Here is a 14,969-nt window from a genome sequence, read left to right as displayed (position 1 = left end):
TTTTTTATGAAAAAGCCTTCAAAATTAAAAGTTATTGCAATGATTCCGGCGCGTTATGCCGCTTCTCGTTTTCCCGGAAAATTAATGAAAGATTTAGCAGGAAAAACAGTAATTCAACGAACTTATGAAGCTGCAGTAGAAACCAATCTTTTTCAGGAAGTTTACGTGGTAACCGATAGCGATATTATTTTTAATGAAATTGAAAAAATAGGAGGGAAGGCTATAAAAAGTAAAAAAGAACACGACTGCGGAAGTGATAGAATTGCAGAAGCTGTAGAAAATTTAGAGGTTGATATTGTCGTAAATGTTCAAGGAGATGAACCTTTTATTCAGCAAAAAAGTTTAGAAAAATTGCTAGAAGTTTTTTATGCAGAAGATGCTGCCGAAATAGATTTAGCTTCCTTAAAAACAGCTTTAGAAACCGAAGAAGATATTTTGAACCCGAATCATGTAAAAGTGATCACCAATAAGAATGATTTTGCACTTTATTTTTCAAGATCGCCAATTCCGTTTGTTCGAAATGAAGAAGCCAATGTTACGCATTTTAAACACATTGGAATTTATGCGTTTAGAAAAAAAGCTATAATGGATTTTTACAACTTACCTATGCTTGAGCTTGAAAATGCTGAAAAAATAGAATGCCTCCGTTATTTAGAATACGGGAAAAATATAAAAATGGTAGAAACCGATTTAAAAACAATCGGTATCGATACCCCGGAGGATTTAGAAAAAGCTAGAAAATTATTAGCTAATTAATTACTAACCGCTTTTTTATAAACTTTTAAACAACGTTCACGTGCTTCTTTGTGATTTACCATTGGTTCTGGGTAATCTTCGGTATCAAATTCAGGAACCCATTTTTTTACGTATTTTCGGTCTTTATCAAATTTATCGAGTTGCGAAGTCGGATTAAAAATTCTGAAATAAGGCGTAGCATCAACGCCACTTCCAGCAACCCATTGCCAATTTCCCACATTAGAAGACATTTCGTAATCGAGTAATTTTTCAGCAAAATAAGCTTCGCCCCAACGCCAATCGATCAATAAATGTTTGCATAAAAAACTACCCACAACCATTCGGACTCGATTGTGCATTATTCCAGAATTATTTAATTGTCGCATTCCCGCATCTACTAAAGGATAGCCGGTTTTTCCTTCCTTCCATTTATTAAATTCAGCTTTGTTGTTTCGCCATTCAATTCGGTCGTATTTTTCTTTAAAAGCATCGGTTACCGTTTTAGGATAATGATATAGAATTTGCATAAAGAATTCTCGCCAAATGAGCTCTTCAAAAAAAGTTTCATCTTTTTCTTGTATCGCTTTTTTTATTATTTTTCTGATGCCAACAGTTCCAAATCGCAGATGCGGACTTAAATTTGAAGTTCCGTTTTTAGAAGGAATATTTCTTTTTTCATCATATTCTTCAATTAAAGTAGGCGTTAATTCATATTCTGGCACTTCAATAGTAGATTTTTCAAAACCAATATCTGAAAGTGATAAGTTTGGTAAGCGAGAATTTTGAATTAAATTTTTTAAATATTGCGAAGTATAATGAATTCTTAATTTTTTAGTATCAAATTTTTTCTTCCATTGTTTCATATATGGCGTGTAAACCAAATATGGCGTTTCATCTTTTTTTACAACCTCACTTTTTTCAAAAATAACTTGATCTTTAAAGGTTTTAAATTCAATATTATGGTCAGCTAAAAAATCATCTATTTTTTCATCCCGTTCTTTTGCGTAAGGTTCATAATCGCGATTAGTATAAACTTCAGCAATCGAAAAATCTTCAACTAGTTTTTTAAAAATTTCTTCAGGTTTTCCTTGATAAATAGCAAGTGAACTGTCATATTTCTCTTGAAAAATTCTTCTTATTTCTTGAGTTTTCTGATATATAAAAGTTACACGAGCATCATCTTTTGGTAAATCGTTTAAAATTTCAGTATCAAAAATAAAAATGGGTAAAACCGGATAATCACTTTTTAAAGCAGCTAAAAAACCAACATTATCGTCTATTCTTAAGTCTCTTCGAAACCAAAATATGCTATATTTTTGTGTACTCATTAATTTAAATTTAATGAAGAAAGTCCGCCATCGACTCCAAAAACCTGACCGGTAATCCAGCTACTTTTATCAGACAGTAAAAAAGCAGTCATATAAGCCAAATCTTCTTTTTTACCGACACGCTTAAGCGGATGACGCTCATTCATTTTTTCCTTTTTCTTGTTATTATTTAATAGTTTCTCAGAAAGTGGCGTGTCGGTTAGCGATGGCGCGATTACATTTACTCGAATTTTTGGTGCATATTCTGCTGCAAGTGATTTTGCGAAACCTTCAATTGCACCTTTTGCTGCGGCAACGCTTGTATGAAAAGGCATTCCGGTTTGCACAGCAATAGTACTGTAAAAAACCAAACTTGCTTGATTTGAATTTTGAAGTTTTGGAAGTAAGCCTTTTAGAACATTTACCAATGAAATGAAATTTTTCTGTATATCTTTCTCAAAAGCCTCTGCCGAAAGCATTTTAAAAGGTTTTAGATTGATTGTTCCTGGACAATAAACTAAACCGTCTATGGTTTCGGGAAGATCTAAATTTTCGATTTCGTCTTTATAAGCATCAAATTCTAGATGCGTTACATTTAAATCGTTTAATTTTTCATTTGTTCTTGAGGCTATAAAAATGTTGTAATCGTTTTGAAGTTCTTTAGCAACTTGAAAACCAATTCCGTAGCTTCCGCCAATGAGTAAGATGTTTTTCATAACTATTTATATTTTCCGAAAAGTTCTTCTAATTTTTTCTCTCTGTATTGAAATATTTCTTCGAGTTTTGGTTTTACCAAAAAAGGATGTGTTAGCTGACCTAATTTTCCCATCGGTAATTTATAATGTAGTAAATCTTCCATTTCTACGCCACCATCAATTTCTTTTATAAAATGTTTATGATGCCAAAGCTTATAAGGGCCGAAGCGTTGTTCGTCTACAAAATATTCTTTATTTTTTACGTGCGTAATTTCCGTAACCCATTTAGTTTTAATTCCTAAAATTGGTGTAACTATATATTCAATAATTTGACCCTCGTACATTTGACGATCTGCGCCACCTTTAATATTAAAGCCCATATAGTCTGGCGTAATTTCTTTAAGGTTTTTTGGATCTGCTAAAAATTGCCAAGCTTTTTCTAAAGATATTGGCAAATTTTGTTTTTTGTGTAGTGTATATATTTTCATCAAAAACTAAATTAATCAACTTTATGTTTAAATAAAAGCAAAAAAAGTTAAACAAAAGTTATTCTTTTCTTTCAATACGGTTTAAAGCATTTGAAAAAGCTTATTTTTAAAAAAACCCTATTTTATGAGAGTATTTTTATTACTAGTGTTGACATTATTTTTTTCGTGTAAATCCGTGAAAACAGAATCTTTTGAAAAGTCTATTAGTCAGAATGTTACTTTAGAAAGTGCTTGCAAAAAATCAGGAGATTGCATTGTGGAAGTTATGGAGGACACGAGTATATTGATGCAAAAAGATGACGCAGATATGTTATTTCCAAAATTTATAACAAATACATCTTCTAAAGTTATAAAATTTACCTATACACAAAAAATGGCTCAAGAGGCAGAAGATGCTCAATACAAAGAAGAAGTTATTTTTGAAATCCCTTCACAAGAAAACACTTTGTTCTATGAAAATGATAATTTACAGAAAGTAAAATTAATTCATGGTAGGTTTTGCTATTGCAAAGGTGCAGCAGGTTATTTTAAAATTACTGAAGGTAGACTTTCTATAAAAAATGGAAAGCTGCAATTAGACTTCAAAAATAATAGTGTTCCGCAAATAATAGATAGTTTAGAGTTGAGTTATTAAGTTATCTATTTAACAAGCAATTTCTTTACAATAGTATTGGATCCTTTAGAAACTTTTACAAGATAAAGGCCTGATTGTGGATTGTTTAAGTTTATAGAATGTTTATTAATATTCTGTTGTAAATCTTGAGTGTAGATTAATCTACCTTGTAAATTATAAATTGTTAATCTTGCCGGTTCTCCACTATTATCTAAATTGACAACAAATTTTCCATTATTTGTAGGGTTAGGGTATAAAGCAAATGGAATATTTTGTACCGTAGGATTACTCAAAATATTTGTAATTTCAAAAGGCTCAGAATTTACGGCCAGAAAAATATTATCTACAGCTTTTACCATAATTCTACAATTTTCAGAAGCGGTACCTATTGGAGTAGAAATATTTTGTAATCCATCATTAGGGACGTTACTTATTAAAACTTCAGGAAAAGTTACTCCATTATCATAAGATAATAAAATATCAACTGTTGGTGTATTAATTCCGTTGCCAGTAGTTCCTGCAACATCCCATGTTATAGGAACGGTTTCATTTTGATTATAGGAAAGACTTGAGTTATTTTGACTAGTGACTCTAAATGGTCCATTACTAGTGACATTTATAGAAAAATCTTCACGAGTATTTTGACCGCCATTAGGATTATTGTCTCTGACCGTTAAGCTAAAATTTATATCTCTAGCTACAATCGGTATAACTTCCCAAGTGGGTGTTAGATTACCATCTACTATATTCGCTAATTGAGGAAAATATCTAATAGGTGAACTTGAAGCATCAACAGATCTAAATAAAGCGCCTTCTGAAGAAAAAGCAGAAGGTGGTGCTATGGCAATTTCATTGTCTACCTGCTCCCAACTATAGGTTAAATTATCTCCATCAGCATCCGTTGCGCTAGCTTCTAAGGCAAAAGCAGTTCTTGAGGGAATAGTATAATTAGGAACCGTTTGTATAACCGGAGCTTGATTTGAAATAGGTTGATTATCAGGGCAAGCTCCCCCTGGACCATTAGTTAGATTATTAAAAATTTCATCTATACTAATGGCGTGAAAAAAGGGAATACTATTATTTTGAATATTTTCACCCGGACATAAACCGGCATATCCCATTATAGTTACACCACTTCCGGGTTCTACTGCGGTTGCATTATTTCTGTTACTCCCACAGCTTCCATTATCACCATTAAACGTGTGGTTAGCGCCAAATTGGTGGCCAAATTCATGACAAACATAGTCCACATCAAAAGGATCTCCTATAGGTGCCGATATTCCAGTAACTCCGCTAGCTTTTGCATTAGTACAAACCGAAAAAAGTGCAGCTAATCCACCAGCTCCTGTACTAAATGTGTGACCAATATCATAATTTGAGTTACCAATTGTACTATTAATTTCTGTTTGACTTTCGTTAATGAGAATTCCTGGGTTGGAGTTTGTAAAAGGATCTGTATTTGGATTTAAATAAATAATTAAATCATTATTAGGAACTAATGTAAATGTTATTGCTAAATCACGCTCGTAAACTTCATTTACGCGATCAATCGTTGTGGTGATTGCTGCCAAGACTCCTGTCATTTGTTGAAATGTAGAGGCATTATTTAAATTCATTTGATTAATATGAAACTGGGCATATTCTCCTGTTGTAGCTACGGCAAGTTCATAATTTCGTAAGGTTGCATCATCTACATCAGCCTGTGTTACCGGTTGTGTAGATTTCTTTGCGGATATTTTTTTATCAGATAAACAGTTTAGAAAAGTATTTGTAGCGGTAATTGATTTCTTCCTGAATACAGTGTAAATACTTCCAGATTTGTTGTTAGGATTAATATAAGTTATTTCTTCCCCATGAGAAATCATTCCAAAAAAACCTTGCGGACTTAAGGTGATTCTAATCTTGTATTTTTTGTCTGCTGTTTCTCCTATGTACGATTTTATTGATGGGAATTTTTTAGCTAAACCTTCACTCAACGTTTTCGTTTTATACAGCTTGAATAGTTTAAACGATGAACCGGAAACTGGAAAATATAATTCTGCATTACTTTTTTCAGTGGTGTTTCTCTGTGGTGCTTTAGAAATATGTTGATTTAAAAATGATTCATCTAAAGCAAAAAGTGTATAATTTTTGACAGTTAAATTTTTATTTAAAAGGTCATCTTCATTTGCACCTCGCTGGTTTGCTTTAGACCAAGGGTTTTGAGCAAATAGCATAAAACCAGAAAATAGCAAAATTATAAATGGTAGAACTTTTTTCATAATGTTGAATTGTAATTGTAAAGATAACAAGCTTATTGTTTTTTTAATAATAATTTACACATAAGTTTATAAATTCAGTTTTCTCAATTTTAAATCAATTATTTCTTTTATTTTTACCTAGAACAAAAACAAAAAAATACAATGAAAAAATTAGCCTTACTTTTATTTTTAACAACAGCTTTTGTCTCTGCACAAGTAAAAGCACCACAACCAAGTCCGCTTGCAAAAACAGAACAAATGGTTGGTCTTACAGAAATTACAATTGCTTATTCTAGACCAGCAATGCGTGAAAGAACAATTTTTGGAGGCTTAGTACCTTACAATAAAATGTGGAGAACAGGAGCTAACGAAAATACAAAAATTACTTTTAGTGATGATGTGAAAATTGGTGGTAAAAAATTAGAAAAAGGAACTTATGCAGTTTTTACAAAACCGATGGAAGATCGTTGGGAAGTAATTTTTTATAAAGATGCCTCTAATTGGGGGTTACCAAAAGAATGGGACAAAAGTAAAGTTGCTGTAAATGTAGAAGCAAAAACAGATCAGCTTCCGTTTAATATGGAAACCTTTACCATTATGCTAGATAACTTATCAAATAATTCAGCAACTTTGAACTTTATTTGGGAATCTACCGTTGCTTATGTTTCTATTGAAGTTCCTACTGAGGAAAAAACAATGGAAAGTATTAAGACAACACTGAAAGGAAATCCAACAGCAAACGATTATTATGCTGCCGCAAATTATTATTACGAAGCAAATAAAGATATGGACCAAGCATTAGAGTGGATTGAAAAATCAGAAAAAATGCAAAAAAATGGCTTACCTTTTTATATGATGCGTAAAAAAGCATTAATTCAAGCAGAATTAGGAATGCAAAAAGAAGCTATTAAAACAGCTGAACTTTCTATTGAAGGAGCTAAAAAAGCAGGAAATACTGATTATGTAAAAATGAATGAAGCTTCTATTGAGGAGTGGAGTAATTAAGATTCAACAACTAAATGCAAGAAAGCCGGATTTTTATCCGGCTTTTTTTTACGATAATTAATCTTTTTTCGGGCTTGTTAATTGAAATGTTATTGCTAGCGCCATTACCAATGCACAGCCTAATAAATTAAGCCATAAATAGGGCATAATATCTAACCACCAAACTGTAACAACAATTGCTTGAGTAATACATGCAGCTATAAAAGTAGCGTTGCTTTTTACAAATTTTATAAAAAAAGCAAGCAGAAAAATTCCTAAAACATTTCCATAAAAAATGGATCCGATAATGTTGACAACCTGAATTAAATTATCGAATAAATTAGCTGTACACGCAAAAAGAATTGCTAAAACACCCCACATCAAGGTGAAAAGTTTAGAAGCTTTTAAAAAATGGGCATCATTTTTTTCTTCAGAAACGTTTCTTTTATATAAATCGATTACCGTTGTAGAAGCTAAAGCATTTAATTCTGATGCAGTAGAAGACATGGCTGCGCTTAAGATTACTGCCAATAATAAACCGATTAAGCCGCGCGGTAAATTATTCAAAATAAAATGAATAAAAACATAATCTTTATCGTTGGTTTCTATGGTTTTATTAGCCTGATTTACAACTTCATTTCCTTTCTCTCTTAACTCAACTTCTCGTTGATTAAGCTGTTGTAATTCATTTTTATAGGCTTTCTTTTTATCGAATTGACTAGCCGGTGTTTGAGCAAAATTTAAAGCAGCAGTAGATTTTTTTTGCCGATTTTTTTCTAATTGATTTTGTAACTGATTGTACTCTTTTTCATAAGAAGTATTTTCAACTGCATTTTTTGCGGCGGGATTAAAATTTAAAGGAGAATTATTAAATTGATAAAACACAAACAGCATTACCCCGAGCAGCAGGATGAAAAATTGCATCGGTACTTTTAAAAAGCCGTTAAAAATAAGTCCCATCTGACTCTGCTTTAAAGAGCTTGCCGAGAGATAGCGCTGTACTTGACTTTGATCTGTGCCAAAATACGATAGTGCTAAAAAAGTACCACCAATAATTCCGCTCCAAAACGTATAGCGATTATCAAAATCAAAAGAAAAATCTAATATTTCCATTTTACCACTTGCATCAGCAATTTCTATGGCATTAGAAAAGGTAATATTTTCAGGTAAATAACTCGTAATCAGAAAAAATGCAGTAATCATTCCTATAAAAATTACTGCCATTTGCTGTTTTTGGGTAATGCTAACTGCTTTTGTTCCGCCCGAAACGGTGTATACTATAACCAAAATTCCGATAATAATATTCAAGCTAACTAAATTCCAGCCCAACACAGCAGATAATACAATGGCAGGAGCAAAGATGGTAATTCCTGCTGCTAAACCCCGTTGAATTAAAAAGAGTAGTGCAGTTAACGTACGTGTTTTTAAATCGAATCTACTTTCTAAATATTCATAAGCCGTGTAAACTTTTAATCGGTGATAAATGGGCACAAAAACCATGCAGATAATAATCATAGCGATAGGAAGTCCAATATAAAATTGAACAAAACCCATTCCGCTATGAAAAGCTTGTCCTGGGGTAGATAAAAAAGTAATTGCACTTGCTTGAGTTGCCATAACCGAAAGACCAACTGTCCACCAACGCGCTTCATTTCCGCCTTTTAAATAATCGTTAACGCTTGTGTTTTTTCGGGTGTTGTAATACCCGAAAATTACAATGAAAGAAAGCGTGGCAAGAAGTACAATTAAATCTAAATAATGCATAGAAAAGGCTTAGGAAAATAATTTCATCAAAAAGTAAAAGGCAATTAAATAAACGGCATTGGCAATTAGCATATAGGTATACGCTTTTTTCCAATGGTATTTTTCGGGTTTTTCTTTCATTATTTTCCGATTGAAATTAAGTTGGCAAACAAACGATATGCTCCAGAAACTCCGGCAGGAAACTCTCTAAAAAAGCTTAATCCTGTATAAATATAATGTCCTTTTCCATATGGAGCAACCAGTAGGCTTCCATTGGTTTCTTGTTCTCCTTTATCTTTCATGGCCAAAATTGGGGTGAATTTTTCATCCCATTTATCAGGGAAATATAAGCCGCGTTCTTGTACCCAACCTTTAAAATCTTCGGCTGTAATTTTATTTGGATAGTTTAAAACAGAATGTTCTGGTGCTAAAAAATTGACTTCCGAAAACTCATCGGTTACTCGATTTCTAGAAAGTTCTAAAGAATAGGGCGCCAAATTATTGGTTTTTAAACCCCTTGTGGTATTGTATTGAACAATCATATTTCCACCATTTTTTACATAATCAAAAAATAGGTTTTGCTTATAATTTAAATTTTCAATTGTATTATACGCTCGGATTCCTAAGATAAGTGCATCGTAATTTTTTAGGCTGTTTTTGGTAATATTTTCAGGTGAAATAATATCTACCTGATAACCAATTGTGCGTAAACTTTGCGGAACAACATCACCGGCGCCTTGGATATAAGCCACATTTTTTCCGCGTTTTTCAATAGAAAGTTTAATCAGTTTTATAGCTGAAGCACTCAAAATTAATTGCTTCGGAATATGATTATAATCTATACTGGTTAATTGCTGATTAAATTGCTGAGCTTCAGTTTTAAAAACAGGATAAAGAAAAACTTCATCTTTATTTTTTGGAGGTGTGACATTGAAATAAAACTTTTTTTGCTCCCCTTTTTTTGAAAAATCTATGCTAATTTTTTCTGGTGAAATTTTCCATCCGTTGGGAGCGGGAAGTACTAATTCTCCTGAAATATGATCTGTAAACGAAGTTAAACTAACTTCGATTTGTTGTGGTTTTTGACTGTTAAAAACAATGTTTGCATTTTCAGTTGAAACTGAAATTTTAGGAACTACAGAAAAAGGTTTATAAACTTCACCTTTTACGGGATCGTTTGTTTTGTAAACTACAGGTTTTTCAAAAGGAATTTTAACGCCATTAAAGTCTAAATAAAAATATGCAGTTAATGTTGGCTTATTTTCCGGTAAACCACGCTTTTCTTGATCGTTAACGCTATACATTCCTAAGCTGCTATTTTCATTTAACCAATACGGAGAAGAATATTGAAAATTACTCGGAATTTTTAGGCTGATATTTTTTTGATAAACTTCATTGAAATTTAATTTCTCTTCGATTTCTAAATTTTCATCAGTCGGTTGAAAAGAAATTGTTGTAAATTTTGTTTCAAAATCACTTCTATTAATAGCTTCAATAGAAAGCTGAATTTCTTCTGAAGGTGTTGCTAATTCTTGATTAGTAGAAACCTCTAAATATAAACCGGCGCAGGCTAGAATAATATTTTTAATCTCTGCCGTTTTTACACGTTTCCAATGTTTATTCCCTAAATTTTGGATAAGTTGATAAGCTTCTAATAGTTTTGGCAAGCTGGCTGAAGGCTTTTCAAAATTGTAATTCTCTTGTACTTCAGCTAAAATTTCACCTATCTTTTTACCGTCTTTTACACGATTCCAACTTGTATCAATTCCGTCAAAAACACTTGTAGGATTTTTAGGAAAATCACCTTTTATAAATTCAATATATTCTGTTTCGCTTCCGCGTTTTGCAGTATTTCCAAAACCTTGCGATTTATGCTGACTTCTACTGGCTGAAGCAATTTCTGTGTTAGAAACTCCTTTAGAAGGATAATACGCACCAATATCTACGGTAAACATATTAGATTTATCTGCTTTTTCAAAACGTTCTTGACTTCCGTAAAACCACCAAGAAGTATTAAAAAACTGGCGTTTAGGTTGCCACGTATCATAAAATTTTAATTGCTCTGGATAACTACTTTTTTTTGGAGCAATATCAAAAGCCTCTACGCTTAGTTGCGCCGAAGCAGTGTGATGACCGTGAGTGGTACCTTCAGTTCTATGATCAAAACGATTTATAATTACATCGGGTTGAAATTTTCTAATCATCCAAACTACATCACTCAATACTTCATCTTTGTTCCAAATTTCTAAAGTTTCTTGTGGTGTTTTTGAATATCCAAAATCGTTTGCTCTGGAAAAGAATTGATTTCCGCCGTCAATTTTTCTAGCGGCTAATAATTCTTGTGTTCTAATTACGCCTAAGGCTTCTCTAATTTCGGGGCCGATTAAATTTTGTCCGCCATCGCCTCGTGTTAAAGAAAGATAAGCGGTTCTAGCATGAACTTTGTTAGAAAAATAAGAGATTAATTTTGTATTTTCATCATCTGGATGCGCTGCCAAATATAAAACAGAACCCAAAAAATTGAGTTGCTCTATGGCCTGGTAAATTTCTGAACTGTTTAATTTTTGTGGAGCTTGTGCGTTGCTAAGACTTGTAAATGCTACTAAAATAAGTAGGAAGAATTTCTTCATTTGAAGCTTTTTTTTTTGAAATCACTTCAAATATAACAACTTTATAAGCAAGGAAAAGTATTTTAACTTTTGTTAGAGCGCATCTTTATCATCATCTACAAAGGCATCTTTCTTTATTAAAGAAACCGGTTTTTGTAAAATTAAATTGTTAGGATAAGTTATAAACTCTCCATCGGTTGTTCTTAAATGCAATTGAAAAGCTTTAATGTCTTCAATAACAGCTTCTATAGGTGCGTCTTTATCGTGAATTTTTATCTGATCACCAATTTTATAGGGAAACGAGAAAAACAAAATTACACCAGAAGTAATATTGCTTAAAATAGACCAAACCGCAAAAAGCGCTACGCCTACAACTGCAAAAACCGAAGAAAATACCAGAGAAAGTTGAGAAACTTCTAGTCCCCAAACCAGTAGCAATAAAAATATGGCAATAAAAATCACTAAAACATTAATGTAGCGGAACATTAATTTTATGCGCGCAAGATTTATATCTTGTCGTTTTCCTACTTTATTTGCGGTGGTTTTTAAACTAAAACGAAACACCAATAAAATAATAATTACGGCAATAGTATAGGTAATTTCTTTTTGGTAAAGTTGAAATAATTCTTGCATAAAAATGCCCTACTTTTTTAGACAAAGATAGCATTTTATAAACTCGAAAAACTTTAGGAATAAGATTTTAAACTAAAAAATAGGCTTAAAAATCCATTAAATATTTGTACAATAAATGAAGCGGCATTCCCATGACATTAAAATATGAACCTTCAATTTTATCGACGCCTATTTGACCGATCCATTCTTGAATTCCATATGCTCCTGCTTTATCATACGGTTGATGCGCTTGAATATAAAAGCTAATTTCTTCAATAGTTAATTCCTTAAAGTGCACTTTAGTAACATCGTGAAAAACAACACTTTTTTCCGCTGAAGTTAAACAAACTGACGAAATAACTTCGTGACTTCTGTTAGAAAGCAATTCTAACATTTGGTGTGCTTCTTCTTCATTTGCGGGTTTTCCTAAGACTTTTTCATCTAAACAAACAATCGTATCGCCGGTGATTAGAATTTCATTCGCTTTTAATTTATTTTTGAAAGGAGTTGTTTTTAGTTCAGCTAAATATTCAGCTACTTTTGCTCCTTTTAATTCAGGCGGGTAAACTTCTTCAACCGGTTTTAATTCAATTGAAAATTCGAGTCCTAAATCTTTTAAAAATTGTTGTCTCCTAGGTGAACCCGAAGCTAAAATAAGTTGATTATTTTTTAATTTTTCTTGAAGCATATTATAAAAGGATGTATTGATAAAGTCCAATAGACATAACGCTTAGAAACAAAATAATTTTCAAAATAAAAGCCAAATGCTTATAATTTTTTTGTGTTGAAGCGTTCCAAATTTTTACCATAAAGTAGAGTAGTGGAGCTACAATTAAAAGCAAAACGTATAACAATGCATATTGATTATGATACAAATACGTATACATGTAATACAAAACTGCGGCGATAGGCAAAATTGACAGGATAAAAATAATTTTGTTTGTCCGTTCTTTTCCTAAAATTATAGGTAAAGTTTTTATAACAATTTTATAATCACCATTTACATTTTTTTGATCATTAATTAATTCAAGTAATAAAACCATTAAAAAAGCAAAAACAGTATAATCAATTAAAATTGAAAAAATTGTTGTTTGCGATGCTTGATTAGTTGTTGTAATTGCTGGAAGCAAATCGAATAAACCTAACGCTAATACACTAAAAGCACCTAAAATACTCAACAGAATGTTATCTATAAAAGCATAATTTTTTAAGAAAGAAGCGTGAATATAAGTTAAAGCAGAAACAACTATAAATAGGGCAGAAAACATGGGTTTGCCAATAATGTTAGCTAGATAAAAACCAATTAAAACAGCAATTACATTTAAAACGATAAAAAAATTATAGGCATTTTTTTCAGAAATATCTTTACCAACAATAGTGCTTTCAGGTTCGTTTATTTGAATAGATTTTGCTTGAAAAATAGCCGAAATAACTTGGCTTCCCATCACCAAACAAGCCGACGAAAGCGAAACTAAAAACAAACCGAAACCATTTAGCGTAATATCTATTCCAAAAGGTTCAAACAAATAATATTTAATTAAATATTGCGTAAAAATTACCAAAAAAACTTCCGGTAATTGTATGAGTTTTAAATATTTCAACGGACTAAAATTTTAAGAGTTCCATTTTCCTTGCACTTTCAAGACTTGCTCAATAATATCACGAGCACAACCTTCGCCGCCTTTTTTATGCGACACATATTTAGAAATTGCTTTTACTTCAGAAACCGCATCTTGCGGGCAAGTTGGTAAACCAATTAATTTCATTGGATGCGTATCTGGCATATCATCGCCCATATAAACTACATGATCTGGATTTATATTATAGACATCAAAAAATTCATCTAAACAATCTACTTTATTTTCTACACCTAAATGAATATCGGTAATTCCTAAACCGCGCAAACGCTGGCGAACACCTTCATTCTTTCCGCCGGAAATAATACAAACTGTATAACCGGCTTTTACGGCTTTTTTTAAAGCGTAACCATCTTTAATATTCATAGAACGCAATAATTCGCCTTCCGTAGAAACTAAAATAGAACCGTTGGTTAAAACGCCATCAACATCAAAAACAAACGTATTAATGTCGTTTAAAATTTCTTTATAATTTTTATCCATTTTTTTGCTGAATTGAATCGGTGAGCAAGGTATAAATTTTAGAATAATCAGCCTTGTTTAATTGCGCTAAATGAAAATCTATTGTTTTTTGATCATTTCTAACCGCCGGACCCGTTTGTACAGAAGCTGGAGAATTAACACTTGCTTTTCTTGCTGTTTCTAAAATTAAGGGATGCAAAATTTCAAACGGAACTTTATTTTCTTGACATAAATCTTCGCCAATACTGTACAAATGGTTTACAAAGTTGCACACAAAAACCGCAGAAAGATGAAGCGATTTTCGTTGTTCTGAAGAAATTTCGTAAACCGAATTAGAAATAGAATTTGCTAGTTGATGCAATAAAGCTAAATTTTCATCAATATCAGCTTCAATGCAAAGCGGAATTTTAGAAAAATCTACTGCAGTATTTTTAGAAAATGTCTGTAACGGATAGAACACACCGTTATTTTTAGCCGATTTTAATAAAGGAACGCTGCCCGAAGTATGTACAATTAAGCCATTTTTATACTGAATTTTTTCAATCACATTTTTTACCGCATCATCTTTTACAGCTAGAATATACACATCAGCTTCTTTAAGATTTTCTAAAGAAGTTGTAACTGCAGTTTTCTTTTCAAAAGAAGTTAATGAGCTTTCTTTTCGGCTAAAAACCTGCTCAATAGAAATGTTTTTAGCTTCATCAAAAGCATTAAATAAATGGGTTGCAACATTTCCTGCGCCTAGTAAAACAACTTTTATCATTCCGCTAAAATATTAAAAATCTTTGAGTCGTCTAAAATTAACATTTTTACGTGTATTTTGCTGTTGTTATAAGCCCTATAA

At 32.0% G+C, this 14,969-nt stretch carries 14 protein-coding genes; 3 read left to right on the top strand and 11 right to left on the bottom strand.

The genetic code is table 11. The features are described from left to right. Positions 1-6: 6 nt before the first annotated feature. Positions 7-756 (top strand): 3-deoxy-manno-octulosonate cytidylyltransferase, encoded by a 750-nt coding sequence (kdsB, locus tag D9R05_RS07860; RefSeq protein ID WP_121666674.1) that lies wholly within the window; start codon positions 7-9, stop codon positions 754-756. On the opposite strand, the gene D9R05_RS07855 is transcribed toward kdsB, so the two are convergent. Genes D9R05_RS07855 through D9R05_RS07845 form a run of 3 tightly spaced genes read right to left on the bottom strand, consistent with a single transcriptional unit; the run spans position 753 to position 3,225 of the window. Further along, complete coding sequence (locus tag D9R05_RS07855) at positions 753-2,063, bottom strand: cryptochrome/photolyase family protein (protein WP_121666673.1); 1,311 nt, start codon at positions 2,061-2,063, stop codon at positions 753-755. The genes kdsB and D9R05_RS07855 overlap by 4 nt on opposite strands. Then, positions 2,063-2,758: an SDR family NAD(P)-dependent oxidoreductase gene (locus D9R05_RS07850; RefSeq protein ID WP_121666672.1), complete on the bottom strand. Its 696-nt coding sequence runs from the start codon at positions 2,756-2,758 to the stop codon at positions 2,063-2,065. Before D9R05_RS07850 ends, D9R05_RS07855 begins: the two co-directional genes overlap by 1 nt. 2 nt (positions 2,759-2,760) lie before the next feature. Then, positions 2,761-3,225 (bottom strand): SRPBCC family protein, encoded by a 465-nt coding sequence (locus tag D9R05_RS07845; protein ID WP_121666671.1) that lies wholly within the window; start codon positions 3,223-3,225, stop codon positions 2,761-2,763. A gap of 175 nt (positions 3,226-3,400) precedes the next feature. Between D9R05_RS07845 and D9R05_RS07840 the strand changes: the two genes are divergently transcribed. Next, positions 3,401-3,859 (top strand): hypothetical protein, encoded by a 459-nt coding sequence (locus D9R05_RS07840; protein ID WP_162984924.1) that lies wholly within the window; start codon positions 3,401-3,403, stop codon positions 3,857-3,859. Positions 3,860-3,864: 5 nt separating this feature from the next. On the opposite strand, the gene D9R05_RS07835 is transcribed toward D9R05_RS07840, so the two are convergent. Beyond that, positions 3,865-6,099: a zinc-dependent metalloprotease gene (locus tag D9R05_RS07835; RefSeq protein ID WP_121666669.1), complete on the bottom strand. Its 2,235-nt coding sequence runs from the start codon at positions 6,097-6,099 to the stop codon at positions 3,865-3,867. A gap of 141 nt (positions 6,100-6,240) precedes the next feature. On the opposite strand from D9R05_RS07835, the gene D9R05_RS07830 reads away from it, so the two are divergent. Continuing rightward, a complete protein-coding gene (locus D9R05_RS07830; protein ID WP_121666668.1) occupies positions 6,241-7,083 on the top strand; it encodes a DUF2911 domain-containing protein in 843 nt (280 codons plus the stop codon). Positions 7,084-7,140: 57 nt separating this feature from the next. Here the strand turns inward: D9R05_RS07830 and D9R05_RS07825 are convergent, their stop codons facing one another. From D9R05_RS07825 to D9R05_RS07795, 7 genes are all read right to left on the bottom strand, one after another. After that, positions 7,141-8,826 carry a sodium:solute symporter family transporter gene (locus D9R05_RS07825; protein ID WP_121666667.1) on the bottom strand — a complete coding sequence of 562 codons (1,686 nt, stop codon included), beginning with the start codon at positions 8,824-8,826 and terminating at the stop codon, positions 7,141-7,143. 119 nt (positions 8,827-8,945) lie between these two features. Then, positions 8,946-11,435, bottom strand: coding sequence for a PIG-L family deacetylase (locus tag D9R05_RS07820; protein ID WP_121666666.1), 2,490 nt, complete (start codon positions 11,433-11,435; stop codon positions 8,946-8,948). A 72-nt stretch (positions 11,436-11,507) separates the two neighbouring features. After that, the gene (locus D9R05_RS07815) at positions 11,508-12,047 is read right to left on the bottom strand and encodes a mechanosensitive ion channel domain-containing protein (protein ID WP_121666665.1); all 540 of its coding nucleotides are present in this window, start codon (positions 12,045-12,047) and stop codon (positions 11,508-11,510) included. An 85-nt stretch (positions 12,048-12,132) separates the two neighbouring features. After that, on the bottom strand, positions 12,133-12,714 hold the full coding sequence (locus tag D9R05_RS07810) for a Maf family nucleotide pyrophosphatase (RefSeq protein WP_121666664.1): 582 nt from the start codon (positions 12,712-12,714) through the stop codon (positions 12,133-12,135). A gap of 1 nt (position 12,715) precedes the next feature. Next, complete coding sequence (locus D9R05_RS07805) at positions 12,716-13,627, bottom strand: geranylgeranylglycerol-phosphate geranylgeranyltransferase (protein ID WP_121666663.1); 912 nt, start codon at positions 13,625-13,627, stop codon at positions 12,716-12,718. Between the two features lie 12 nt (positions 13,628-13,639). Further along, a complete protein-coding gene (locus D9R05_RS07800) occupies positions 13,640-14,146 on the bottom strand; it encodes a KdsC family phosphatase (protein WP_121666662.1) in 507 nt (168 codons plus the stop codon). Next, positions 14,139-14,888 carry a Rossmann-like and DUF2520 domain-containing protein gene (locus D9R05_RS07795; RefSeq protein WP_121666661.1) on the bottom strand — a complete coding sequence of 250 codons (750 nt, stop codon included), beginning with the start codon at positions 14,886-14,888 and terminating at the stop codon, positions 14,139-14,141. Before D9R05_RS07795 ends, D9R05_RS07800 begins: the two co-directional genes overlap by 8 nt. Between the last annotated feature and the right edge of the window lie 81 nt (positions 14,889-14,969).

This window comes from Mesonia aquimarina (assembly GCF_003667275.1).
In the GTDB taxonomy this organism is placed as follows: Bacteria; Bacteroidota; Bacteroidia; order Flavobacteriales; family Flavobacteriaceae; genus Mesonia; species Mesonia aquimarina.
This window is presented reverse-complemented; position numbering and strand designations above follow the sequence as displayed.

Excerpts from the sequence above, each read along its gene's own strand:
- D9R05_RS07845 (WP_121666671.1), bottom strand. The coding sequence starts at position 3,225 with ATGAAAATATATACACTACACAAAAAACAAAATTTGCCAATATCTTTA.
- kdsB (WP_121666674.1), top strand. The coding sequence starts at position 7 with ATGAAAAAGCCTTCAAAATTAAAAGTTATTGCAATGATTCCGGCGCGT.
- D9R05_RS07795 (WP_121666661.1), bottom strand. The coding sequence starts at position 14,888 with ATGATAAAAGTTGTTTTACTAGGCGCAGGAAATGTTGCAACCCATTTA.
- D9R05_RS07835 (WP_121666669.1), bottom strand. The coding sequence starts at position 6,099 with ATGAAAAAAGTTCTACCATTTATAATTTTGCTATTTTCTGGTTTTATG.
- D9R05_RS07820 (WP_121666666.1), bottom strand. The coding sequence starts at position 11,435 with ATGAAGAAATTCTTCCTACTTATTTTAGTAGCATTTACAAGTCTTAGC.
- D9R05_RS07825 (WP_121666667.1), bottom strand. The coding sequence starts at position 8,826 with ATGCATTATTTAGATTTAATTGTACTTCTTGCCACGCTTTCTTTCATT.
- D9R05_RS07855 (WP_121666673.1), bottom strand. The coding sequence starts at position 2,063 with ATGAGTACACAAAAATATAGCATATTTTGGTTTCGAAGAGACTTAAGA.
- D9R05_RS07810 (WP_121666664.1), bottom strand. The coding sequence starts at position 12,714 with ATGCTTCAAGAAAAATTAAAAAATAATCAACTTATTTTAGCTTCGGGT.
- D9R05_RS07800 (WP_121666662.1), bottom strand. The coding sequence starts at position 14,146 with ATGGATAAAAATTATAAAGAAATTTTAAACGACATTAATACGTTTGTT.
- D9R05_RS07850 (WP_121666672.1), bottom strand. The coding sequence starts at position 2,758 with ATGAAAAACATCTTACTCATTGGCGGAAGCTACGGAATTGGTTTTCAA.
- D9R05_RS07830 (WP_121666668.1), top strand. The coding sequence starts at position 6,241 with ATGAAAAAATTAGCCTTACTTTTATTTTTAACAACAGCTTTTGTCTCT.
- D9R05_RS07815 (WP_121666665.1), bottom strand. The coding sequence starts at position 12,047 with ATGCAAGAATTATTTCAACTTTACCAAAAAGAAATTACCTATACTATT.